The 22,467-nt window shown below is 40.7% G+C and carries 20 protein-coding genes and 1 tRNA gene; 9 read left to right on the top strand and 12 right to left on the bottom strand.

Features of this window, described 5'->3' with window-relative positions; translation table 11 throughout:
- Positions 1–45: 45 nt before the first annotated feature.
- The 12 genes from BFP71_RS07880 to BFP71_RS07825 all read right to left on the bottom strand — a co-directional run bounded on the left by BFP71_RS07880 (position 46) and on the right by BFP71_RS07825 (position 13,689).
- Positions 46–1,233, bottom strand: a complete 1,188-nt coding sequence (locus tag BFP71_RS07880; RefSeq protein WP_069834954.1) for a phosphoglycerate kinase — start codon at positions 1,231–1,233, stop codon at positions 46–48.
- A 2-nt stretch (positions 1,234–1,235) separates the two neighbouring features.
- Positions 1,236–2,198, bottom strand: a complete 963-nt coding sequence (locus BFP71_RS07875) for an L-threonylcarbamoyladenylate synthase (protein ID WP_069834953.1) — start codon at positions 2,196–2,198, stop codon at positions 1,236–1,238.
- Positions 2,198–2,914, bottom strand: coding sequence for a tetratricopeptide repeat protein (locus tag BFP71_RS07870; RefSeq protein WP_069834952.1), 717 nt, complete (start codon positions 2,912–2,914; stop codon positions 2,198–2,200). Before BFP71_RS07870 ends, BFP71_RS07875 begins: the two co-directional genes overlap by 1 nt.
- A gap of 52 nt (positions 2,915–2,966) precedes the next feature.
- Positions 2,967–5,816 (bottom strand): FlgD immunoglobulin-like domain containing protein, encoded by a 2,850-nt coding sequence (locus BFP71_RS07865; protein WP_069834951.1) that lies wholly within the window; start codon positions 5,814–5,816, stop codon positions 2,967–2,969.
- A 33-nt stretch (positions 5,817–5,849) separates the two neighbouring features.
- On the bottom strand, positions 5,850–6,422 hold the full coding sequence (locus BFP71_RS07860) for an NUDIX hydrolase (protein ID WP_069834950.1): 573 nt from the start codon (positions 6,420–6,422) through the stop codon (positions 5,850–5,852).
- Positions 6,412–6,780 carry a carboxypeptidase-like regulatory domain-containing protein gene (locus BFP71_RS07855; RefSeq protein ID WP_088124943.1) on the bottom strand — a complete coding sequence of 123 codons (369 nt, stop codon included), beginning with the start codon at positions 6,778–6,780 and terminating at the stop codon, positions 6,412–6,414. Before BFP71_RS07855 ends, BFP71_RS07860 begins: the two co-directional genes overlap by 11 nt.
- The gene (locus BFP71_RS07850; protein WP_069834949.1) at positions 6,780–7,370 is read right to left on the bottom strand and encodes a hypothetical protein; all 591 of its coding nucleotides are present in this window, start codon (positions 7,368–7,370) and stop codon (positions 6,780–6,782) included. Before BFP71_RS07850 ends, BFP71_RS07855 begins: the two co-directional genes overlap by 1 nt.
- A gap of 35 nt (positions 7,371–7,405) precedes the next feature.
- Entirely contained in the window at positions 7,406–9,343 is a 1,938-nt protein-coding gene (locus BFP71_RS07845) for a RecQ family ATP-dependent DNA helicase (RefSeq protein WP_069834948.1), read from the bottom strand.
- Between the two features lie 14 nt (positions 9,344–9,357).
- Positions 9,358–10,137, bottom strand: a complete 780-nt coding sequence (locus tag BFP71_RS07840; protein WP_069834947.1) for an enoyl-CoA hydratase/isomerase family protein — start codon at positions 10,135–10,137, stop codon at positions 9,358–9,360.
- Positions 10,119–12,212 (bottom strand): ComEC/Rec2 family competence protein, encoded by a 2,094-nt coding sequence (locus tag BFP71_RS07835; protein WP_088124941.1) that lies wholly within the window; start codon positions 12,210–12,212, stop codon positions 10,119–10,121. Before BFP71_RS07835 ends, BFP71_RS07840 begins: the two co-directional genes overlap by 19 nt.
- Positions 12,213–12,311: 99 nt before the next feature.
- Positions 12,312–12,749 (bottom strand): GNAT family N-acetyltransferase, encoded by a 438-nt coding sequence (locus tag BFP71_RS07830; RefSeq protein WP_069834945.1) that lies wholly within the window; start codon positions 12,747–12,749, stop codon positions 12,312–12,314.
- Positions 12,727–13,689 carry a PhoH family protein gene (locus BFP71_RS07825; RefSeq protein ID WP_069834944.1) on the bottom strand — a complete coding sequence of 321 codons (963 nt, stop codon included), beginning with the start codon at positions 13,687–13,689 and terminating at the stop codon, positions 12,727–12,729. The genes BFP71_RS07830 and BFP71_RS07825 overlap by 23 nt, the downstream gene beginning before the upstream one ends.
- An 89-nt stretch (positions 13,690–13,778) precedes the next feature.
- Here BFP71_RS07825 and BFP71_RS07820 point away from each other — a divergent pair, with 89 nt between their 5' ends.
- The 9 genes from BFP71_RS07820 (at position 13,779) to BFP71_RS07780 (ending at position 22,462) form a co-directional block, all read left to right on the top strand.
- Positions 13,779–14,546, top strand: coding sequence for an SAM hydrolase/SAM-dependent halogenase family protein (locus tag BFP71_RS07820; RefSeq protein WP_069834943.1), 768 nt, complete (start codon positions 13,779–13,781; stop codon positions 14,544–14,546).
- Entirely contained in the window at positions 14,536–14,832 is a 297-nt protein-coding gene (locus BFP71_RS07815) for a putative quinol monooxygenase (protein ID WP_069834942.1), read from the top strand. Before BFP71_RS07820 ends, BFP71_RS07815 begins: the two co-directional genes overlap by 11 nt.
- An 84-nt stretch (positions 14,833–14,916) precedes the next feature.
- A tRNA-Leu gene (locus BFP71_RS07810) sits at positions 14,917–15,001 on the top strand.
- A 228-nt stretch (positions 15,002–15,229) separates the two neighbouring features.
- Complete coding sequence (locus BFP71_RS07805) at positions 15,230–16,126, top strand: hypothetical protein (RefSeq protein WP_069834941.1); 897 nt, start codon at positions 15,230–15,232, stop codon at positions 16,124–16,126.
- Positions 16,127–16,473: 347 nt separating this feature from the next.
- The gene (locus tag BFP71_RS07800; RefSeq protein WP_069834940.1) at positions 16,474–17,505 is read left to right on the top strand and encodes a DNA cytosine methyltransferase; all 1,032 of its coding nucleotides are present in this window, start codon (positions 16,474–16,476) and stop codon (positions 17,503–17,505) included.
- Entirely contained in the window at positions 17,480–18,493 is a 1,014-nt protein-coding gene (locus tag BFP71_RS07795; protein WP_069834939.1) for a BsuBI/PstI family type II restriction endonuclease, read from the top strand. The genes BFP71_RS07800 and BFP71_RS07795 overlap by 26 nt, the downstream gene beginning before the upstream one ends.
- 204 nt (positions 18,494–18,697) lie before the next feature.
- Positions 18,698–19,357, top strand: a complete 660-nt coding sequence (locus tag BFP71_RS07790) for a hypothetical protein (protein ID WP_069834938.1) — start codon at positions 18,698–18,700, stop codon at positions 19,355–19,357.
- A gap of 160 nt (positions 19,358–19,517) precedes the next feature.
- Positions 19,518–21,215: a gamma-glutamyltransferase gene (ggt, locus tag BFP71_RS07785; RefSeq protein ID WP_069834937.1), complete on the top strand. Its 1,698-nt coding sequence runs from the start codon at positions 19,518–19,520 to the stop codon at positions 21,213–21,215.
- Between the two features lie 167 nt (positions 21,216–21,382).
- Complete coding sequence (locus tag BFP71_RS07780; protein WP_069834936.1) at positions 21,383–22,462, top strand: alpha/beta fold hydrolase; 1,080 nt, start codon at positions 21,383–21,385, stop codon at positions 22,460–22,462.
- Positions 22,463–22,467: the final 5 nt, after the last annotated feature.

Here is a 22,467-nt window from a genome sequence, read left to right as displayed (position 1 = left end):
AAAATTTGAAAAGGATAGATGATCACATCTATCCTTTTTTTCTTTTTATACCTCTAAAGCCGCAACTCCAGGCAACTCTTTTCCTTCCATATACTCCAAGAGTGCTCCACCACCTGTTGAGACGTAAGAAACATCATTACCAAAGCCTAGCAAATTCACTGCAGCAGCCGAATCTCCACCACCAATTAGGGAGAAACCACCATTCTTAGTCGATTCGACGATGGCTTCTGCAACGACTTTAGTTCCTGAAGCAAAATTTTCCATCTCAAAAACACCCATGGGGCCGTTCCAAAGTACAGTCTTAGAATCCTTAATGGTATTAGAGAAAACTTGTGCCGCTTGAGGCCCTATATCTAAGCCCATCCAGCCATCAGGAATAGCATTGTTCATGGATATTTGGGTATTGGCACCGTTATTAAAATCATCTGCCACCACTGAATCAATCGGCAAGAGTAAGTCCACTCCAAGTTCTTTCGCCTTTTTAATTAAGGTAGATGCTAACTCAAGTTTATCTTCTTCAACCAAAGAGTTACCAATTTGGCCACCCATCGCTTTAAAGAAAGTATAGGACATGCCACCACCAATGATCAAATTATCTACACGCTCTAAAAGCTGCTCGATGATCAGAATTTTATCTGAAATCTTAGCGCCACCCATAATGGCCGTAAAAGGTCGTTCCGATTTCTCTAACACTTTTTGCGCATTTTCTAGTTCTGCCTGCATGACATAACCGCAACCCTTTTCGCTGAAAAATTGTGCTATAATTGAAGTAGAAGCATGGGCTCGGTGAGCAGTACCAAAGGCATCATTAATATAGATATCTCCATGCTCCGCTAGCGATTTAGCAAAATCAACATCTCCCTTAGTCTCCTCTGTGTAAAACCTTAGATTTTCGAGTAGCAATACTTCACCACCTTTCAGGCTCGACGAAATTGCTTTCCCTTCATCACCAATACAGTCGTTGGCGAATTTAACCTCTGTCTCAAATACATCGGATAAATGAGCAACTAGGTGTTTCAATGAAAACTTCTCTTCAGGGCCTGTTTTAGGTCTCCCTAAATGCGACATCAAAACTACTGCACCACCTTCCGACAGTATTTTTTTGACAGTTGGTGTCGCAGCTTTAATTCGGGTAAAATCAGTGATTTCAAAATCGGCATTCAATGGTACATTAAAATCTACCCTGATTAGGGCCCTTTTTCCATTAAAGTCAAAGTCGTTGATGGTTTTCATAATTATGATTTAGCTGTTGCTCGTTTTATTCTATCATTAATGGCTCTTCCAAGCCCTATATTCGGCACAAAATCGGTTACAATTGTTTTGATCTTATCATGCTGATCAAGCGTTCTTAAACCCAAAAACAGCCTTGATGCTGCTTCTTTTAGATCGCCAGACTCAGAAAGTAAAAATTGGTTCTCCTTGGGTATCACTTCGTCAAATTGATCAAATAATAGCGCTCCAATTTCACTTATTTTATCTTCAGAAATCTGATCAAACTTTGATTTTAAGACAATCGATTTTCTAGGTGCATAATGACTCTTTAGCATTCCTGGTGCAGCAGGTGTAGAACTAGAATGGTTAGCAACTTGTACTGGACCAATGACTTGTTCTATTTCTTCTACCGATAATCCACCCAAACGCATCACCTTCGGCACTTCATGCTCAAAGCTAACTATTGTCGATTCTAGACCAACTTCGCAATCTCCCCCATCTAAAATATAATCAAGCCGATCTCCCAACTGCGCATTTACATGTTCAGCCTTTGTTGGGCTGATATAACCAAATGGATTTGCGCTCGGGGCTGCAAGTGGAAAATCTAGCACCGTTAATAAACTCCGTGTCAATTCTTGAGCGGGTACCCTGATTGCTACTGTATCTAAACCTGATGTGACTAAATCTGATATGATCGATTTTTTCTTGAGTAAAATCGTTAAGGGGCCTGGCCAGAAAGTATTGGCCAATTTAATGGCATTTTCTGGGATAAATTCCACGTATTCGGCCGCAGACTCAAGACTAGCCACATGCACAATTAAAGGATCAAAAGAAGGTCTGTTTTTCGCTTCAAAAATGCTCGTTACTGCTTGATCATTTAGGGCATTTCCTGCCAAACCATAAACTGTTTCGGTAGGAATAGCCACTAGACCGCCTTTAGTCAAGATTGACTTCGCTCGTGCTATATCTTGACCAATTTCAGCCATTATTGAGCGCAATTCTGTCCGATGGCCTCACTCGCTGCTTCAAAGTTTAAAGTTTGCGCGCTGAGTAAGTACTCACACCCTTGTGGGCGATTATCTCGAGCCAACTCTGCAAGTCCAAGCCAATAGTAAGCTTCACCATAATCTGGCTTCATTTCTAGCGCTTTTTTTAGGTCAAAGAAGGCATCTTCTAGGTTATCTATTCTTAGTTCGGTTTTTCCTTTATTTAGGTATAAGAGCGGGTTATTGGGTTGAAGCTCCAGTGCAAATTGGAAGTCAAACAGTGCGCGATCAAATTCTTTATACTTAAAAAGTAAAGCACCTCTGTTGATATAGGCATCCACGATATCGGGTTGGATTTGAATCACATAATCATAATCCAACATCGCTTCGTTGTCTTTACCCAAAATTCTGAAGGCGTTACCACGATTAAAGAAGGCTCTGTAATTGGTCGTATCTGTATTGATACCGTCGGTAAATACCCGAATAGACTCTTCAAGTTCGCCTATTCTTAACAATGCCACACCTTTCGCATTGATCGCTGCGTAATTTTGAGGATTCTTTTCAAGTGCCTGATTATAGGTCTTTATGGCTTCAGAATAATTCTCAGCTTCCATATAGCCTCTAGCCTCCGCAACGAGTTCTTCTTCCGAAGGACCGCAACTGGATACGGAAACCATTATTAATAGCGCAAGTAATACCGTGGTTTTTAACTTCATCTATCTGATTTTGAGCCGCAAAGATAAAGCAAGGATGTTAGACCTGAAAGGCTTATTGTCTACTTAGAATAACACGGCGAACGGTACTTTCATTTTGATAGGTAATTCGAATCAAATAGACCCCATCCTGTACCGGATTTCCTAATGTATTTGTCCCATCCCAGAAGAAATCATTTTCACCAATAAAGCCCAAACCGCCCGAAATACTTCGTATTTGATTGCCAGCCGAATCGTAAATCCTGATCAGGAGTAGGTTCGTTTCGGGTAAGTTTACATTGATCGTGACAAGATCGGAAAATGGATTAGGATAAACATTAGTCAATTCGAACCCGTCCGAGCCATTGATAGGCTCAGGAGGAACAACGTTGGTGATCGATGAAGTAAACATTCCTCTACCATGTGTGGCAGCCACAACTTTTCCATCTATCCTTCGGTAATCGATCATATTCACCACGGCATTACCTATTGCATCTGGCCCTTCGATAGACCAATTCGTAGATTGTCCGTCTAAGGTGCTTGTTCCATAAAGTCCTGTACTCGTAGCAGCGTAGTAAAGTTTGGTGCCATCATTTTGAGGCACAATAGTTACCCACCTCACCGATGGACCATTACCCTCTCCTGAAGGATTTTCTTCCAATGAGCCCGAAACATCCTCAAATGTGTCACCGCCATCGGTGGATCTGAAAATACTTGGAATACCATAGTTAGAGAAGGAAACAAGAACCTCATCTGCATTTGTAGGATCGATCGCTATCGACCTGATAAATCCATCTGTCGGAAATGAATCCGCAGTGATTTCTTCTACCTCATAAACATCAGTATGTGCATTCGTAATCTTGAATACTCTCCCTGTCGACGTGCCATAATAGACTATATTTTCGGGAGTGGTAGATACCTGTACCGCCGAGATTATTCCCGTATTAATTTCGGTTTCTTCTAGCCTTGTCCAGTTAACAGAAGTTGTTGCTTGAGAACCTGTCAAAATCTGAGATAGGTTTCTATTTCTCCATAGAAAGTCACCACCTGCGAGGAACATTCGGTTGGCGTTATTCGGATCTAACACATAGGGATTGATGAATAAATAGGGCTGCGAAGGGTCAGAGCCTCCACCTGTCGGATCAACCCGAGCGAAGGAGGTTAGCTCAAAATCATCATTCAGCGTAAGTCTAAATATTCTTGAGTTTTGGAAAGATAGATAGTAAAAAACGCCGATCGGTGTCGTAGCAACAAAACCACCATCGCCACCAATCACTCTAGTGCCATTACTACCCGTGGTAAATAGTGTATTTGCCGTCAAAAGGCTACCGTTGTCTTGAGTACCCCCGATAACAAAATCATCAGAAGGAAATTTACTGAACACACCTGTAAAGAATTGTGTGGTGACATACCCTGTATTTAAGGGGGTGTATTCCACATTAGCGGCTAAGTTATCGTCGGTAATAAATATTCCTCCATCGTTAAACGATATCATCTTATTCGGATCGGAGGGAATGAAAAGCACACCATGCTGATCGGGGTGATGGTCTGGGTAAATACTGATACCATCGTCTTCGGGATCATATCCACCAATCCACTGGGTATCTCTTCGCGTAGAAAAGGCATTTGTTGATCTGTATAAATTTGTACCTCCCAAGTAAACCACGTCAGGATTTGTTGGGTGCACGCTCACCATCATATTATAAGAACTTTGAGAGTCAAACGCTTCTATGTCATTACTACCATCTGGCACATTAGGTGACAAGCGGATGGACTGAAAAGTATTGAGATTGTACCGCCAAAGGCCATAATCTATCACTTGATCGGCTAGGGCATAAATAATTTCGGGCGAAGAGGGCGAAGAACCTAACTCAATTCGTCGGGTATTAGTACCTGCAAAATTGAGGATCAAATTCCAATTGACCCCATCTACAGATGAATAAACTCCGGCGTCAGGCGCCGCTACACCAGTATTATTGGTGGCACTGCTGAGGGAGGCTATAAATACGCCATCGGCTGTTCTATGAATATCGGTGTAAAAAACTGCCGAAACAGAATTTAAATCTCCATCTAAAGGGAAGGAAAGTAAGTCGTTTCCAAGTACGGTGGTCCAAGTTTCACCACCATCAGTCGACCGCACAATTCCACCATAAACGGCAGCTAAGATTTCATCGTCTGTACCGTTAGGATTCGTCGTGATATCCCAAACATATTGGAAAGGAGAATTAAACAATCCGGGTGAATTTGTTTGTGTTGATTCAAGCGGCTTCCATGTCACCCCATTATCGACAGATTTAAAAATACCATCGCCTCTAAATGGAGCGCCAGGTGCTCTAGATGAGTTTCCTATTAATTCGCCTGTTCCGTAGTACCAAATATCTTCTTGGCCAGGTTTTACGTTTTGGGTCAAAGCCGTAACGCTTTGTAATTCTTCCGTGGTCGACGATCGTACCCAAGTCACTCCTTGGTTATTTGAACGCCACATACCGCCAGAAACACCACCGGCAAGCAACATATTTTCATCACGCACATCCATACCTACGGCTCGTGTTCTTCCGCCAAAATTACCGGGGCCCACATGACTCCAGTTTAGTGCGTTTGTAGCCCTTGCGAAATTGGTAGCGTTACTTTCAGTGGTACCCGTAGGAATATCAACGAAACGTTGTTTTTGGGATCTAGCAAATTCCAGTTCTTTTGCTCTTATGTTTACAGGGACTTTGCCTGTCTTGGGATCGGCAAGCATAGCCTGATTGTATTCAGACCTTGATTGTAAGTCCTCTCTTCCCTCAATTTCAGATTTGGATTGAATTAGTTTGACGGTTTCTTCTTTCTTTTCCTGCTTTGGAAATACCGCCCAAACTATAGCCACTAATACATAAAGAAATACTGATGCCAGTAGATAGTTTTGCAGTCTCAATTTCTTCATAAGGTCAAATATAGCTTATCAGTAGCGATCGGTTTAAATCATAACTGACAATCCCTTGCTTAGTTGTTTAGTTTTCTCAATCATTCTCAAAATCGAGTCATTTTCATTACATAACGCAGGAATCTCCGACAGTGACACCCATGCTACCTCATTGGATTCATGATTGAATTTAATTTCTTCCGCTTTATCGGCCATAAATAAGAACCGAACATCAAAATGTTCATGTTCTGGAACGTTTTTACGTTCGGGGATGGTATGTATGTCTATGTCGAATATTTCAGTCGTATATGGTTTAAAAGACGTCAGACCAGATTCTTCTGACAATTCCTTTTTAGAAACGTTTAATAAATCTTCATCACCATCCGCATGACCACCCAATTGCAACCAACGATTGAGTTTTACATGATGGGTCAGTAAGGCTTCGTTGAACTCTGGGTCAATTACCCAAGCCGAAGCTGTAAAGTGGGCTTTCAGTGAACTTCTTAAAAAGCAATCAGGCGCTTTTAAAAGCGCCAGCATTCTTTGCCTAAAGTCAAGCTCCTCCTTGTATTCTGGAGCATATACCGATAGTTTGTTTATGAAATGTTCTCGGGTGCTAAATGCCATCTGAGATTACAATATTCGCTTTATTTACCTTACCCTTAACAAGTTTACTGACCACTTCGCCTCCACCAGAATTATCTTTATCTCCTTTTCTGACAATGATATAGTAAGACTTTGTATCCAGTTTTTTAAAGGTTACTCTTCCTTTACTATCCGTAAGTTTAAATGGCTGCACTGGGTTTACCTCTTTATTGTAATCTGCTTCGTTCGCAAAAAGAATCACTTTAGCATCTGGTACCACATTGCCCAACTCATCTACCACGGTAATTTTAAGCTTTGTCGATAAAATTTGTGCCTCTGCGTCGTTTGAAATGGCAATGGTAGAAAAAGCAATTAGGCTTAATAGTATTAATCTTTTCATTATTTCTCTGGTTTAAATAATAGTTCTATAAGTTCCGTAAAAGGTTTCGCTTCTGTATACTGTCTATCCTGATAAATGTTGGCCATTAACTTCATATAGTTCTCTTTTCTGTCGATCGCCACCTTTTCAATCAGAATATTTCCGTATTTCTGGTCAGCAATTCCTGTACTATCATCTACGCCATTTGGCTTGAGGTACCACTTCTCTATTGTTTCCTCGTAGGTATCCTTATCTAGAATTCTTCGATCGGCCTGAGCCAATTTATATCCCTGATCTAGCCCTTTTTCCTTAAAGTAATCAAATACATGTTGGAAGTTTTCGGGCGTAAATTCTTGGTTAAACGTGATGGCAAAACCGTTAGAATATTGTGATTCTAACAGGTGAACTTCCATTGAAGACGCAATACCCTGTTTTTTCAAGTAGTAACCCCGCTCGATGTCGGCGATAATTGTTGAGCATTCAGGTGTGTTTTTCCAAGCTTCGTAAGCCGATATTTCGCGCTCAGAACGTGACAGAACTTCATGAATGAAAGCAGATTTACCGTTTTGCTTACCAAATAATTTCCCTACCACATTATCGAAAAAACCCATGAATCAAAGATAATGATTCTGACTCCGATTTTGTATTAATTCTTGGTTCTAGAAATTATAATATGGTTAAGCTGATCGTAGTGTAGGTCACCATGATCGAGCATTTCTGATAACAGATTGAAAAAGACCTCACGGTTACTCGGCACTAAGGCGCCTACAAGCTTTTCTTCAGTCACCTGTTCATTAGCCCTCAAGAAGTTCAAAATCTGTTCGCGATAAAGTTTTTTAAACTTTGAATCATCTTTATGCCTCGCCCGGTTGATGCAATTATCACAAATACCACATTCACCATAGTCAACCTCACCAAAATAGCTGAGTAGCATTTGTGTACGGCAGGTTTCTTCCTGATGTACATAATCGATGACAGACTCCATTTTGGCCATCTTGAGCTTACTTTTGGCCGTTAAAGCCGCTTGATCTAACGGCAATTGACCCACTGCCTGTTTTGGAATAAGAAATGTCAGTTGTGGCTTATCCTTGTGCTTCTGATAATCGATTATTTCCCTTTCATGAAGCGCATTTAAAGACATCCTTATCGCATCCGTAGAAGCACCTAACAGTGCTGCTAAATTGCTCTCTTGAACTTGAAGACTCTCTTGGTAAATTTCGCCACCATAAAGCCTCAGCAGTCCTTTAATTACTGGTTCAAAATTGGAGTTGGCGATCTGAAACTCGTACATTTTTCGCTGATCGATTAAAAAAGCGATACGTGCTGGGCTGTAAAATGCTTCGGTTAAATGGACCAACCCTTGTTCTTGAAGCACTTTTATGGCATTGAATATTTCGAGCGGATGCCTATCGAAACGCTTCGCGAAATCTTGAAAATCAAAATTGAAACTTGTCTCTGGGAAACTACCATTGGCTAGCTGAAAGTAGTTGCCTAGCATTTGATATACATTTTTAAGCAAGTCAATACTCGGTAAAGATTGCTTGGTCTTTACCCTCAAATCTTCAATATCTTTTTGGTTACAGATAATGACCGCAAAAGCCTTTTTCTCATCTCTTCCCGCTCGGCCTGCTTCTTGATAATATGACTCGAGATTATCGGGTAAATCCATATGCGCCACCAAGCGTACATCGGGTTTGTCAATGCCCATTCCAAAGGCATTGGTCGAAACGATCACTCGCGTTCTGTTATGCAGCCAGTTTTCTTGCTTTTGGTTTCTTTCTTCATGCGTAAGGCCTGCATGATAAAAGTCTGCTGAAATTCCGTTGTTCATCAGCTGCAAAGCCACTTCTTTTGCATGCCTTCGCGTTGCCACATAAACGACTGCCGAACCTCCTACCCGATTCAATGCTTCTATAAGCTTACGTTCCTTGTGCTCTTCAAAACGAACTGAGTAGGATAAATTTTCTCGGGCAAAACTCTTGGTAAAAACCTTTGGCTTTTTGAACGACAGCTTGTCCTGAATATCTTTTCGCACCTTCGGGGTAGCCGTGGCGGTAAGGGCAATCACGGGGACGTCAGGTAACAGTTCTCTCAGCGCGGAAATTTCCAGATAGGCAGGCCTAAAATCATAGCCCCATTGTGAAATACAATGCGCTTCGTCCACTGCAATTAAACCAACACCACGCTTTTCTTGAACACGCTTGATACGTGCCTTAAAAAGGTCTGTTTTTAATCGTTCTGGTGAGCAATAAAGAAATTGAAGATCGGAGTTAACCGCATTATCTAAGGCATGATCGATTTCTCGCTTGGATTGCCCCGCATGAAGGGCGATGGCCGAAATTCCTCTCTGTTTTAACTGATAGACTTGATCTTTCATTAAAGCCACCAGCGGAGAAACTACAATGCATAGCCCTTCGGCCATAAGTCCCGGAATTTGAAAACAAATGGACTTACCGCCGCCAGTGGGTAATAGAGCGAGCGTATCATGGCCATCGATCACCGATTGGATAACCTCTTCCTGCGTGGGTCTAAACTCACTGTAGCCCCAGTACTGTTTAAGGATATCAATCGGATGGTTCATCATACCATTTTAGATTTCTACCAAGTAGGTTTCTCTTTATTTAAAAATGCGCCAATTCCCTTCTGACAATCTTCTGAGGCGCGCGCTTTGGCATTTTGCGCTGCCGCAAAATCCAACCCGCCATTCAATGTCATTTCTTGTACCTGAGCAATCATCTGTTTGGTATAAGTCATGGATTGACCCGAATTCTTTTTTACCAAGGTTTGGGCGAAAGCCTCGACCGTTTCATCTAGCGAATCGGCAGCTACTGTACGGTTTATAAGCCCCATTTCAACGGCCGTATCTGCATTGATCAGCTCTCCAGAGAGCAGTAATTCTTTTGATTTTCCTTCTCCGATTTTGCGAAGCAGGAAAACCATGACAATGGCCGGAATAAAGCCAATCCGAACCTCGGTATAGCCAAATTTGGCTTCAGGTACGGTAAAAGAGTAGTCACAAACAGTAGCCAACCCGCTACCACCCGCTATGGCATGGCCTTGAATTTTAGCGATGACTACTTTAGGGTGGGTGTATATCTGCTGGAATAGTTCTTTTAGGTGGTTAGAGTCTTCTAAATTCTCCTCGTAGGTATTTTTTTGCAAGGCTTGGAGATATGCTAAGTCTGCACCAGCGCAAAATGCATCGCCCACAGCAGCGAGTATGATCACCTTAGCGGTGTCGTCTTCGGCGGCATGTTTAAAAGCGTTTTTCAATTCTGTGACGACTTGCGCATTCAATGCATTGCGCTTTTCTGGTCTATTGAGAGTGATGGTCGCCACACGATCATTCACCTCATACGTTACAAATTCCTGTTCCATCTTTCGCTATAATAACCATTTTGCCGTACCGAATGATATTCTTTTTTCAACTGGTCTAATTGTCTCGTCAATTGGCGATCTGTGTACCAAGAGTTTGATCGATCAATGATCAATTTGGAGAAATCAATCTTCCCTTTTAGTTGGTCTAAATTCGTTACTGCATTATTCCCTAAAATTAAGCAATCAACGAGAATTGGTACCCTAGGTTTAAAGCGATCGGTCAGTTGATGATTTAAATGCATAATCGTTTTGCCCTGAAAGCGGAAAACCGTTCCTAAAGTTGTTTTTGACTTATTCAAGACCAATTGATCTTCCGTAGGCTTCTGTTTACTACCAGCTAATAATCGCTTGGGGTACAAATTGAATTTCTGCTGGCCGATGTCAACCTTAAAAGCAGAATCTGCGATCATTTTAGACTTAAAGCCTATTCTAAAGTCCATCACACTCGCCTTGGAAATATCGAGTACTGAAAATTCGTTAGTCTGCGCATAGCCATAAAAATGATCGACTTGGGATAGTCCAAAACAGCAGGCAAAACACAACGCACCTCTGATGTAGGAAAACTTCTTTTTCACGAAGAAAAGCACGGTAAATAGGATAACAACGTAGAGCAAAACGGCATCCATGGTCGACAAATAAATACCCTCGATTTTACTTCCTGGCCAATTGCTCATGCCTACAATCAAGAAATTGACCGACAGAATAACTTTTGACAGTAGCCAAGCCACTGCACTGGCAAGTACTGAAATAGGTGACAACACAAGTACCGATAAGCCAAAAATAAGGATGACAAAGGCTGCGGGGATGATCAACAGGTTGGAGACTAAAAAGTAGGTGGGAAATTGATGAAAATAGAGTATTGAAAGTGGTGCAGTTGCAATTTGCGCAGCGATTGACACACAAGTGATCGCCCAGACTTTTTCTAAAATCAGGTGCCTTGTTTCTATGAGTCCAAAGAGCTTTGGTTGTAGATAGACTATACCAAAAACAGCGACGTATGACAGCTGAAAACCCACATTCAAGATTAAATAGGGGTTGTACAGCAGCAATGCCAGCGCTGATGCTGTGAGCGTATTGTATATACTGCTATTGCGCGACAGCGCCTTTCCGATGGCCACAAAAGAGAACATGGTGACTGCCCGAAGCACTGAAGGAGAAAGTCCGGTCAAAAAAGCATAGGCCCAGAGCACCAGTATGCTGACTATAGCGAGAAACCATCGGTATTTTCGTTTTGAAAGACCGAGCTGCTTTAACATCAGTAAAACCAAAGCGTAAATAATCCCAACATGCAGTCCGGATACTGCCAAAACATGCATGGTTCCTGTTGCAGAAAAGGCTTCAAGGGTTTCGTTTTGCAGGGCATCTTTCACACCCAAAATCAAGGCAAGCGTTACCCCTTGGGCGTACTTATTCTTGATGTATTTTTTAACTCGCACTATGCTCGCCTGACGTAAATTATTCGCCTTTTCCGTGATCAGGCTGGGCGCTTTATGACCAATTAGAGTAAACTGACCATTGATAAAGTGCTGATGATGGATAAGGCGAAGCGCCAGATAACGCTGAAAGTCAAATACACCGGGATTACTCGGCGGTGTTGTCGGGCTGGGCCTTCCTTCAACAAAGAGTAAATCACCATAATTGATTTCTCCACCCTTTTCTGGCGATAAATAGGCATTGATGGGAATAGAAACGGTGGCCCAAGATTTACCATTCCAAACGGCATAAATCGACATTCTACACAGATAGCTTTTCGCTTTTTCTTCTGGCACACTCGTCACTACCGCCTTGTAGGCCTTTACCACGGCAAGTTCTTTGTCAGTTAGCTTCTGACTAGCGCTATCTTTAAATAAATGCAGGCGCCAAGCGCCTAGACTAAAGAAAAGCAGGAAACAGAGTGATGATAGTAGTGCCTGTTTGAAAAAGGTTCTTTTTAAAGAAAGCACCAAGTAAATACCAAAAGCAATGACCAAAGCCCACCAAGGAACCAATGTGACTTTACCCAAGTAGTGATACGCCAACAAACCGCTCACAAAGCATAGCGTCAAGCGTATGAAGGGATTTTTAGATAAGGTCAATTTTAATATAATATTTACTTAAAAATATTATATTAATTATACTATCCTAAATAATTGAAGATTAGATGAATAGCCCTGGTCACTTCTCAGTGCTATGGATCAGCCTTCGAGCACTTTTTCCATCTTAAAATGCTGGATACCTGCTTCTTCGAACTGCTCTCCTATTTTCTGAAAATTGTATCGTGCATAGAGGGGCATCGCGTCTAACTGGGCATGCAAATAGAGCAAAGTTCCAGGCTCAAAACTGGCCGAAATCTGGCTTAGGGCGGTTTGCACCAATCTTTTCCCTGTTCCCTTGCCTCTAGACTCCTTCAGAACGGCAAAACGTTCCAGCTTCACTCCTTTTTCGGTGGTTCTATAACGACTTGTTCCAACGGGCTTTCCATCGATGTACGCGATAAAATGTACAGACTCCTCGTCAAAACCATCAAACTCCTCGTCAACGGGACATGCCTGTTCTTCTACAAAAACTATTGTACGAATAGCGAAAGCTTGCTCTAGTTCTTCTTGATTCTCAATCTTTTTTACGCGTATCACTTTTTTCTTGGTCTTTGTCGTAAGCCTTAATTATTTCTTTCACGAGTGGATGTCTCACCACGTCCTTTGTTGTTAATTCTACGGTAACTACACCTTTAACGTTTTTAAGTAGGTCGACTGATTCCGATAAACCCGATTTTTGATGTCGAGGTAAATCTACCTGAGATCGATCGCCCGTCACGATCACTTTCGAATTGGGTCCCATCCGAGTCAGAAACATCTTCATCTGCATGGAAGTCGTGTTCTGTGCCTCATCTAGTAACACAAAAGCATTGTTCAATGTTCGACCTCTCATATAGGCTAAAGGTGCTATTTCAACCACATTGCCTTCTTGATAACTCTTAAGCTTTTCTGCAGGAATCATATCGCCTAGGGCATCATAAATCGGCATAAGGTAGGGATCTATCTTCTCTTGTAAATCGCCAGGCAGAAACCCTAAATTTTCTCCCGCCTCAACTGCTGGTCGGGTGATGATTATCTTCTGAACCTCTTTATTTTTCAAGGCGCGAACGGCTAATGCCACAGAAACATAAGTTTTTCCAGATCCTGCTGGCCCAATCGCAAAAACCAAATCGTTTTCCTTTACTGCTTTGACCAACGCGCGTTGATTGGCCGTTTTGGGTTTAATGCTTGATCCACGAGCCCCATAAACCAGTGTTTCATCGGGTTCATCTAAGGCGTATTCGGACTCACGCTTCACATAAGCCCTCACATTTTCATGCGTTATTTTTCCATATTTATGGAAGTGCTGCATCAAGCCCTGAACTATATCATTGATCTGAATAATCTCGGAGGCATTCCCTTTTATAAGGATTTCGTTTCCCCTAGACACAATTCTACTCTTAGGAAATGCCGAGGCTATTTCCTTAATATTTCGATTTTCTACGCCTAGAAAATCGACCATTGCCATGTTCTCGAGTGTAATTAACTTTTCAACCAAACGTATGAAGGTGTTTTAGTAATTGTCTTAGCTTAAAAAATCGATAATTTTGTTGGCATCTAAATTATAGAAAAACGCCTTAGTCGCCTATGCCTCTCATCACTTTCACTTCAGATTTTGGCCAAAGTGATCATTATGTGGCATTTACAAAGGCGAGAATTTTAAAAGAATACCCTCAGGCGCAAATAATAGACATTAGTCATCAGGTTAAACCTTTCAATTTAGCGCATCTAGCCCATGTGATACAGTCTGTTTTTAGAGAATTCCCAGAGGGCACGATTCATTTGATCGGAAACGATGCGGACAGCCAGAAAGCGCAATCCTATTTAGTGGTGAAAATTGAAGGACACCTTTTTGTTGGAGCCAATAATGGTGTAATGAGCTTGATTAGCGAAAAACAACCCGAAGGTGTCTACTTACTCGATATCCCTGTGGCTAAAGGATTTACCTCCCTTCCTGCGATAGTCGCCAAACTGGCACAAGGTACGCCACCACAAGAATTGGGCACAACAACCGATAATTTCAATCAATATATTGCTAGAAAAGCACGCGCTACAAAAAAGGAAATCGCTGGGCATGTCATCCATACCGATCATTACGGCAATTTGGTCACCAATATTGATAAGGTCGATTTCGATATTTTAAGTGCCAACCGATCGTACACCATTACGTTTGGAAGAGATTCTGTGCAAGTAGTGAATCAATCGATACCCGAGGTGGAGCCTGGCGAAGTATTTTTCATTTTTAATAGCAATGACAAATTAATGCTTGGCATTAATCAAGGGCACGGCGGCCAACTACTTGGACTTACTTATGACAGCCCTATTATCATAAAATTTGATGAAGATGCTCATTAGAATTGTTCGCATGACTTTTAGACCCGAGGAGCGACAAAACTTTCTGACGCTTTTTGATGAGAAGAAAGAAAAGATTCGGCATTTCCCTGGTTGTACGCATCTAGAGCTTTTAGAAGATTATAACGACCCTAATATCTTTTCAACCTACAGCTATTGGGATTCAGAGGCCGATTTAAACAACTACAGACACTCGGATTTATTCGCCGAAGTTTGGGCAAATACCAAAAGTAAATTCGCGGCTAAACCGATCGCTTTTTCCCTCAAAAACTACATCAAGGTAGATTGACGTTTTCGTTGATTTGAGTGTTGGATAATCAAAAATCTTTATCCATTTTTGCACTCCCAATTCAAGCGCTTGCATAAAGCATTAGCCCAGATGGCGGAATTGGTAGACGCGTTGGTCTCAAACACCAATGCCTTCGGGCGTGCCGGTTCGACTCCGGCTCTGGGTACCATACAAAAGGAGAGCAAAAAAGTTCTCCTTTTTTAATATCATTCACGCCTATATATGCTGAAGATCAATCCCTTAAGGCATTCATAATTGTACTATTTCCGGTTCGACATTTAAAAAAAAGAAAGTCAAATCTTTTCAAATAGGTCGTTTGCCCTACAAAATCAAAACTCATTTGTTTTATTTAATCAAATCCAATAAAAGCAACATAAAACTTGTAATTTAATGGATAATGCGGAGAAGGTTTAGAACATTATCACGGGCTGGGAGATCTGTTCAAAGAGTCATTACTGTTGAAGAAAAAGAAAAATCAAAAGATGCAACCGTCTACTTAAAATGGATCCCTGTTGGTTACTTAGCTCTCATTCTTTATTCAATAATTGGAAGCCTCGGACTTTACACTCCATTCGGCATAGACTTTTTTAGCTTCATCACTCTTGAAGAATTAATTCTATTACCAATATCTAAAATCTCAAGATCACTCTCCGTAGTTTTGGCACTATCATTTCTAGTGTTTCTCTATAAGATCTTTATAGACTTCTTTTTCAAGTTTTGGAATTTCATTGAAGATTATAGAGCAGCCAAAAAGAAAGGAATGGAAATCGGAGAGTATCGCAACTCCATAGCTGGAATGGTAAGGTTAAGAAAAAAGTTGACTTACTATTTCGATATAAAAAGACTACTAATTTTATTTTGGGTACTTAGGGCATTTATATCTATTGTCACTGAGATAAGCATATTAGATTCAAAAGTATATTACTTCCTAATCATAACACTAATCCTTATCCTTCTATATACTCTCTTTGTCTACAGTTCAACGGCAGGTATAAGGCCATCATTTTTTATTTTGGTCTACCTACTAATTTCAGTGACCCATTTCCAAGATCAAACCATAAATGCTCAATCTTGGTACTCCAGTGGACGCGGTATACAAGTAGAATTCCAATATCAAGACTCAACCTATCAAACAAGTCAAACAGACCTTTTGTATGTAGGAAATTCTAGAAGCTATTTTTTCTTTTACGATAAAGGGAGTGATAAAGCAAAAGTCTTTCCTATCAGCAAAATGTTTGCAATCTCAGTCCAAGATGAATCTTCGGTTTTAGAACTTAGTTCAATTGAACACTAATGTCAATCTGACGAATCAGTTCAACAATCGAATTAAGTTGACCTCAACTTACCATGGCCAATCTCTGTGATAAAAGAAACATTTCGTACAAGTCTCAATAAACTTGGTTCGACAATTGGCCAGGCAAAAGTACTACAAAAAGCTCCTCTCATCGAGGGGCTTTTTTCGTTTATAGACTCGTTTATATCCCGACTAACAATAGCATAGATTATTCTTTAAGTATAAAAGAAATCCAATCTCCTCTAGACAAAATGAAGTTCAATAGTTAGCTTTAGTAGTGAGCGTTATACAACGTTGTGCCTAATGGAAAAAACAGAAACCACATCACAAATTTGTAACTTTCGTAAATGGAATATTGGGAAGAAATAAATGACAAGTTGAAACCTTGGGTTGACTCTGATTTGAATAAAACAGTTGTTGACCTTTTTGCAGGTTGCGGTGGACTTTCCCTCGGTTTTGAAGCTAATGGATTTAAAACCATAGGCTATGAAATGGACGAACAGGCGACTAACACCTATAACAAAAGCTTAATTGGAGAGTGTTTCAATGAAAAATTAACAATAGAGTCAGAATATCCTAAAGCTGACATAGTCATTGGTGGTCCTCCTTGTCAACCGTTCAGCGTTGGTGGTAAACAACTTGGCTTGAAAGACTCTAGAGATGGATTTCCAATATTCTTATCTGCAATCAGACAACTAGACCCAGAAGTTTTGATGTTTGAAAATGTTCGTGGAATGCTTTACAAGAATAAGTGGTACTTGCGAGAAGTTATTGAAGAGCTTGAAAGTTTAGGCTATTATATCAATTATGCACTTTTAAATGCTCTGAACTATGAAGTCCCTCAGAACAGAGAAAGGGTAATTGTTATCGGTTCAAAGGAAAGAATCAATCTTCCGAAAAAAGTAAACAGAAAAGTAACAGCGGGTCAAGCACTAGGAGAACTCGCATTTCAATTCGATGAAGATTCTAAATTCTTCACGGAATCTATGGACAGATATGTTGCTAAATATGAAAAAGCGTCAAAATGCATCAATCCAAGAGATTTGTATTTAGACAGACCTGCAAGAACATTGACTTGTAGAAATTTGGCAGGTGCTACAGGAGATATGCACCGAGTAAGATTGAAAGACGGTCGCAGACGAAGAATTACCGTTCGAGAAGCTGCAAGACTTCAAAGTTTTCCTGATTGGTTTGAATTTTCAGGAACAGAAACAAATCAATATAACCAAATTGGAAATGCAGTTGCCCCAAACTTCGCATACCATTTGGCTTTAAATATCAAAAATCATTTGACAGGAGATTTAGACAATCAATATGTCACTACAGAAAACGACCAACTAACATTATTTGAGAATGAAGCAGTATATCAGTCCCGATAAATCGAAAACATTTATAGCAAAAACCCAACAGATTCAGGAACTGATAAATACCACGCTTTACATTCTTGAGTCTTTTGGTATTCCTTTGGATTCAACTCCGAGAAGATTGGAAAGAATGGCTGTTGCGTTTTTAGCAAGTGGCGATATCAAAAAGAAGTCGGACTTTAAAAAAGCAAAAGACTTAAATAGTGGATATGGCCTCAAGACCAGAGATATAATAATATATATCAACAACAACTTTGGAGAGAACATTAGTTCAGGTTCATATGATGATATCCGCAGAAAAGACTTAAAACTACTCACAGTCGCCGAAGTCGTTTTACAATCAAGCCCAAATTCTGCGACAAACGACTCAACCCGTGGATATTCAATCAACCCGACTTATGCTGAACTTTTAAGAACTTTTGGATCAAAGAATTGGGAGAAGACGGTCGCAGTCAAACTAAAGAATATTGAGCCTCTAAGCAAAAAGCTTAAAAGGGAAAGAGACATCGCAAAAGTCAATGTAATTCTTCCTTCAGGTGGCAAACTCACTTTTTCGGCAGGAGCGCATAACGATTTGCAAAAGGCAATCATTGAAGATTTCCTTCCGAGGTACGGACACGGTGCCGAAGTACTATATGTCGGAGACACCTCAAACAAGTATCTTTACTTGGAAAAAGACAAACTCGAAAAGCTAAATTTCTTTGAAATTTCTCACGAAGAATTACCAGACGTGATTGTCTACTCCAAGAAAAAGAATTGGCTCTACTTAATTGAAGCGGTACATTCATCAGGACCTATAAGCGAATTAAGGTTAATTCAGCTTCAAAAACTGACTAAAGATTGTAAAGCAGATCTTGTTTACGTTACTGCATTTTTAAACAGACCTAAATTCCGACAATTTATGACTGACATTGCTTGGGAGACAGAAGTTTGGATTGCTGATAATCCTGACCATTTGGTACATTTTAATGGCGACAAATTTCTTGGCCCATACAAAGAATAAAAAACACTAGGCACAACATTAGGTGAAAACTATGATCAGCTTGATTTATCAACTGATCTTATCTGCGTGACGGCAGACAGGCTCTCTGAATGTTCTAAATCTCACCTTTCAATCGTATATTAATAACCAAACACTAAGTTCGAGTAACAACGCCGTGAAAGAGGACAAGCTATCATTTTGATATTCCTCCATAATTCACAGTTCATGCATTCGAACGTTGTGGGTAATTACCAATCGATGAACACAAGACTCCCATTAATTCTTATTTGCGCTTTGCTCATTTACAGTTGCGAACCAGAAGAGAATCCTAATGATATCATTCAACAGGCAATTAACGTATACCTAAGTACAGACATAGAAGAAAAAAATAAAATTGACAGCTCGCTCTTTCTGACTAACAAGACATTAAAAATCGACAATCAAAATTTTGATGTCCTTAGTCACAAAGCAACGCTACTTTTTAGAAAAAAAGACCTCTCAGGCTTGATACAATTAACAAATGAAATGATAGATCTGAGACCTGACCATCCAATCTATGTTCGGCAGCAGGCATTATTGCTAGAAATTCAAAGCAATATGAACGAAGCCCAACAATTGTACAAAAAGTCAATTGCAGGATATCAAAAACTTATAAAAACTGATCCCAATAACTTCGATTTACTACTAGAATATTATGGATCGTTAGAGGCTTCTGGAGATTCGATTGGAGCTAATTCTCTACTTGTGAACCTTAGGCGAATGGAATTGGAGGATTATCAAATTGAGATACTAGACCAATACAAAAATCAGTATATCTCCAAAAATGAATTTATTAAATTTTGGAAAGGCGAAATCAATTATGATCAACTGGGTGGAAAAGAATAAACTACCCATAACAAAACCTATATACAATTCGGCTGACGGTAGTACCGAGGCTTCTGTGCTTACTACCCGCCAAACAAACTCCAACACTACAAAGGCATTACAGTTTTTTCTGCGCTAAGCAGCAATTTTTCTTAGTTTTGGATTCATAAATTCCAACGTCATGAAAAGACTGTTCAGCTTCCTAATTCTATTGACTTCTTTCATTAGTCTGAAAGCTCAGGATCGTCTCGCAGGTCAAACTTTTACCACCCGTTCTGAGGTCTTGGCCAAAAATGGAATGGCTGCCACCAGTCAACCACTCGCCACACAGGCAGCCCTTAAGATCCTACAACAAGGCGGATCGGCTATGGATGCGGCTATTGCGGCAAATGCTGTCTTAGGCTTGGTAGAACCGGCTAGCTGCGGCATTGGCGGTGACATTTTCGCCATTGTATGGGATGCTAAAACCGAAAAGCTTTACGGTTTTAATGGTAGTGGCAGATCACCCAAATCGCTAGATATCGACTATTTCATGGACAAAGGCATGAAAGAGATACCGCTCTTTGGCCCGCTGGCTGTTTCTACTCCAGGAACAGTAGATGGTTGGTTTATGATGCATGACAAATTCGGTAAACTATCGATGTCGGAGATTCTAGCGCCAGCTATTCAATATGGCAGAGAAGGGTTTCCAGTATCGGAGGTTATAGCCTATGAAATGGCCACTAATTATCAAAACAAAGTAGACTTGCCTGGCTTCGCCGAGACTTATTTACCCAATGGTCGACCACCGAAGAAGGGTGAAATGTTCGTGAATAAAAACTTAGCGAACACCTATGATCTGATTGCCAAGCAAGGCCGAGATGCCTTTTACAAAGGTGAAATCGCGCGTACTATTGACGCTTATATGAAGAAACATGGTGGTTTTCTGTCTTATGAAGACTTAGCAACTCACACCGGCGAATGGGTAGAGCCTTTGAGTACTAATTATAGAGGTTATGACGTATGGGAGCTACCGCCGAATGGGCAGGGTACTGCTGCATTGCAAATGCTCAATATTCTAGAAGGTTATGATGTACGCAGCATGGGATTCGGAAGTGCTGAGTATTTACATGTATTAACAGAGGCCAAAAAATTAGCCTATGAAGACAGAGCCAAATTCTTTGCTGATCCAGCTTTTAATAAGCTTCCAATTAAAGAACTTCTTTCTAAAGCGTATGCGGCTGAGCGCAGTAAACTGATTAAATCCGATCAGGCTGCTAGTGGCTATCCTGCGGGTGACTTTGAGATAGAAACGGGTAACACCACTTACTTGACTGTTGCCGATAAGGACGGTAATATGGTCTCTTTAATCCAAAGTATTTATTATGAATTTGCTTCAGGCATGGTGCCTGATGGACTTGGTTTTGTGCTTCAAAATCGAGGGCAAATGTTTAATGTACAAGATCGCAACCATGCAAATGCGCTTGCGCCTGGCAAAAGGCCTTTTCACACCATAATTCCAGCTTTTATTACCAAGGATGGTAAACCTTGGGTGAGCTTTGGTTTAATGGGTGGTGCGGTACAACCACAAGGACACGCACAAATTGTGGTAAACCTCATAGACTTTGATATGAACTTACAAGAGGCGGGTGATGCGCCTAGAATGCGTCATGTCGGCAGTTCGCAGCCGACAGGCTCTATCATGACCAATGGTGGCACCCTGAATCTTGAAAGTGGATTTAGCTATCAAACCATTCGCGAATTACGCAAATTGGGGCACCGACTTGGTACTGGCGTTGGTATTTATGGAGGTTATCAGGCAATTGGTTTTGACTGGAAATCAAAAGTTTATTCTGGCGCATCGGAATCGCGAAAGGACGGGCAAGCAGCGGGTTATTAGACTCATCTACCAAGCAATAATCTGCCTAGGGCGATCCTAAAATCTCAGCGAAGAAGTTCTACGCCTTAGCAATTATGTTGAGCTTTAACTTAGACCTCAAATTCTTCCGAATTTAACGGCTGGTGAAGTATCATTGTAAAAGATTCAGGTTTAAAGAAATCTAACCAATGAGTAGCGCTAATTCAGTCCTCTACATTTTCTGCCTCCTTTTCGCCGTTCTCAATGGTTACGCCCAACAGGTGGAAAATGGAAATGAGCCAGATAACATTCGTCAATTATATGAAAATGCGCTAGCGGAGTACAACGAGTACGAGCGAATCCATGGCGGTTTTATCAAAACTAAAAATGTCGACCTCCACTACCTAGAATGGGGAAATCCAGAGGATACCCCGCTGATTTGGGTTCATGGTAGTTTTACTAACGCTTATGAACTCGCTGATTTTGCAGACACTTTGGTTAAAAATGGCTATTACATTATTGCCATTGACTACTACGGTCATGGAAAAACAACAATTCCGGCGAAAGAAGTATCACTGTACCATGTGGCCGATGACATCAATACGCTAATGACCGAAAAGGGTATTAACAAAGCGATTATTGGAGGCTGGTCGAGGGGAGGAATAATTGCGACAGCTTTTTATGATACTTATCCAAATAAGGCAATGGGGTTGATCCTAGAAGATGGTGGTTCGGTATCGACAAATACGCATTATCATAAAATGGATGATAGCCAGTTGACAAATCGAGTTAAAGATATTTTCAAAGACAGAATTGAATACCCAAAATTAGACAGTCAATTTGAGGCATATCGTGCCTTTTATGATCAAAGCGCTGGCGGTAACCAATTCAAGCTTTTGGCTTGGTTATCTCAGGAGCCCAATGGCCAATGGACTATTGGAAGCGGTGTGGAAGAATTGTTCAATATGGCCAATGAAAAGCAATTCCTAAATACTATTCTCCGACCTACACAATCCTCTCTTTTTGGTGAGTCTATGGCGATCATAGAACCGAAAATCATCTATCGCAATCTTAATATCCCAATGCTGATACTTGATCCTATGAGTGACAACGACATATTCCCTTATGAAGAAGAGAATAAGGCACTGGCAAAGCAGCATCCAGCACTCATTACGCATAAAATTTTCCAAAATACGGGACACAATGTTCACTATGAAAGACCTAATGAATTTATAAAAGAGGTTGGTCTATTTCTCAGCGTAGTGAAAGATTTTTGGTCAAAAAACTAAAAGCT

Source organism: Roseivirga misakiensis (assembly GCF_001747105.1).
GTDB lineage: Bacteria > Bacteroidota > Bacteroidia > Cytophagales > Cyclobacteriaceae > Roseivirga > Roseivirga misakiensis.
The sequence above is the reverse complement of the archived record's forward strand: the minus strand, read 5'-3'. Positions and strand labels throughout refer to the sequence as shown.

What these genes read in the sequence shown, in the direction of transcription:
- BFP71_RS07865 (WP_069834951.1), bottom strand. Translation starts at nt 5,816, where the DNA reads ATGAAGAAATTGAGACTGCAAAACTATCTACTGGCATCAGTATTTCTT.
- ggt (WP_069834937.1), top strand. Translation starts at nt 19,518, where the DNA reads ATGAAAAGACTGTTCAGCTTCCTAATTCTATTGACTTCTTTCATTAGT.
- BFP71_RS07795 (WP_069834939.1), top strand. Translation starts at nt 17,480, where the DNA reads ATGAAGCAGTATATCAGTCCCGATAAATCGAAAACATTTATAGCAAAA.
- BFP71_RS07845 (WP_069834948.1), bottom strand. Translation starts at nt 9,343, where the DNA reads ATGATGAACCATCCGATTGATATCCTTAAACAGTACTGGGGCTACAGT.
- BFP71_RS07875 (WP_069834953.1), bottom strand. Translation starts at nt 2,198, where the DNA reads ATGGCTGAAATTGGTCAAGATATAGCACGAGCGAAGTCAATCTTGACT.
- BFP71_RS07855 (WP_088124943.1), bottom strand. Translation starts at nt 6,780, where the DNA reads ATGAAAAGATTAATACTATTAAGCCTAATTGCTTTTTCTACCATTGCC.
- BFP71_RS07805 (WP_069834941.1), top strand. Translation starts at nt 15,230, where the DNA reads ATGCGGAGAAGGTTTAGAACATTATCACGGGCTGGGAGATCTGTTCAA.
- BFP71_RS07800 (WP_069834940.1), top strand. Translation starts at nt 16,474, where the DNA reads ATGGAATATTGGGAAGAAATAAATGACAAGTTGAAACCTTGGGTTGAC.
- BFP71_RS07780 (WP_069834936.1), top strand. Translation starts at nt 21,383, where the DNA reads ATGAGTAGCGCTAATTCAGTCCTCTACATTTTCTGCCTCCTTTTCGCC.
- BFP71_RS07850 (WP_069834949.1), bottom strand. Translation starts at nt 7,370, where the DNA reads ATGGGTTTTTTCGATAATGTGGTAGGGAAATTATTTGGTAAGCAAAAC.
- BFP71_RS07790 (WP_069834938.1), top strand. Translation starts at nt 18,698, where the DNA reads ATGCATTCGAACGTTGTGGGTAATTACCAATCGATGAACACAAGACTC.
- BFP71_RS07820 (WP_069834943.1), top strand. Translation starts at nt 13,779, where the DNA reads ATGCCTCTCATCACTTTCACTTCAGATTTTGGCCAAAGTGATCATTAT.
- BFP71_RS07840 (WP_069834947.1), bottom strand. Translation starts at nt 10,137, where the DNA reads ATGGAACAGGAATTTGTAACGTATGAGGTGAATGATCGTGTGGCGACC.
- BFP71_RS07870 (WP_069834952.1), bottom strand. Translation starts at nt 2,914, where the DNA reads ATGAAGTTAAAAACCACGGTATTACTTGCGCTATTAATAATGGTTTCC.
- BFP71_RS07815 (WP_069834942.1), top strand. Translation starts at nt 14,536, where the DNA reads ATGCTCATTAGAATTGTTCGCATGACTTTTAGACCCGAGGAGCGACAA.
- BFP71_RS07880 (WP_069834954.1), bottom strand. Translation starts at nt 1,233, where the DNA reads ATGAAAACCATCAACGACTTTGACTTTAATGGAAAAAGGGCCCTAATC.
- BFP71_RS07860 (WP_069834950.1), bottom strand. Translation starts at nt 6,422, where the DNA reads ATGGCATTTAGCACCCGAGAACATTTCATAAACAAACTATCGGTATAT.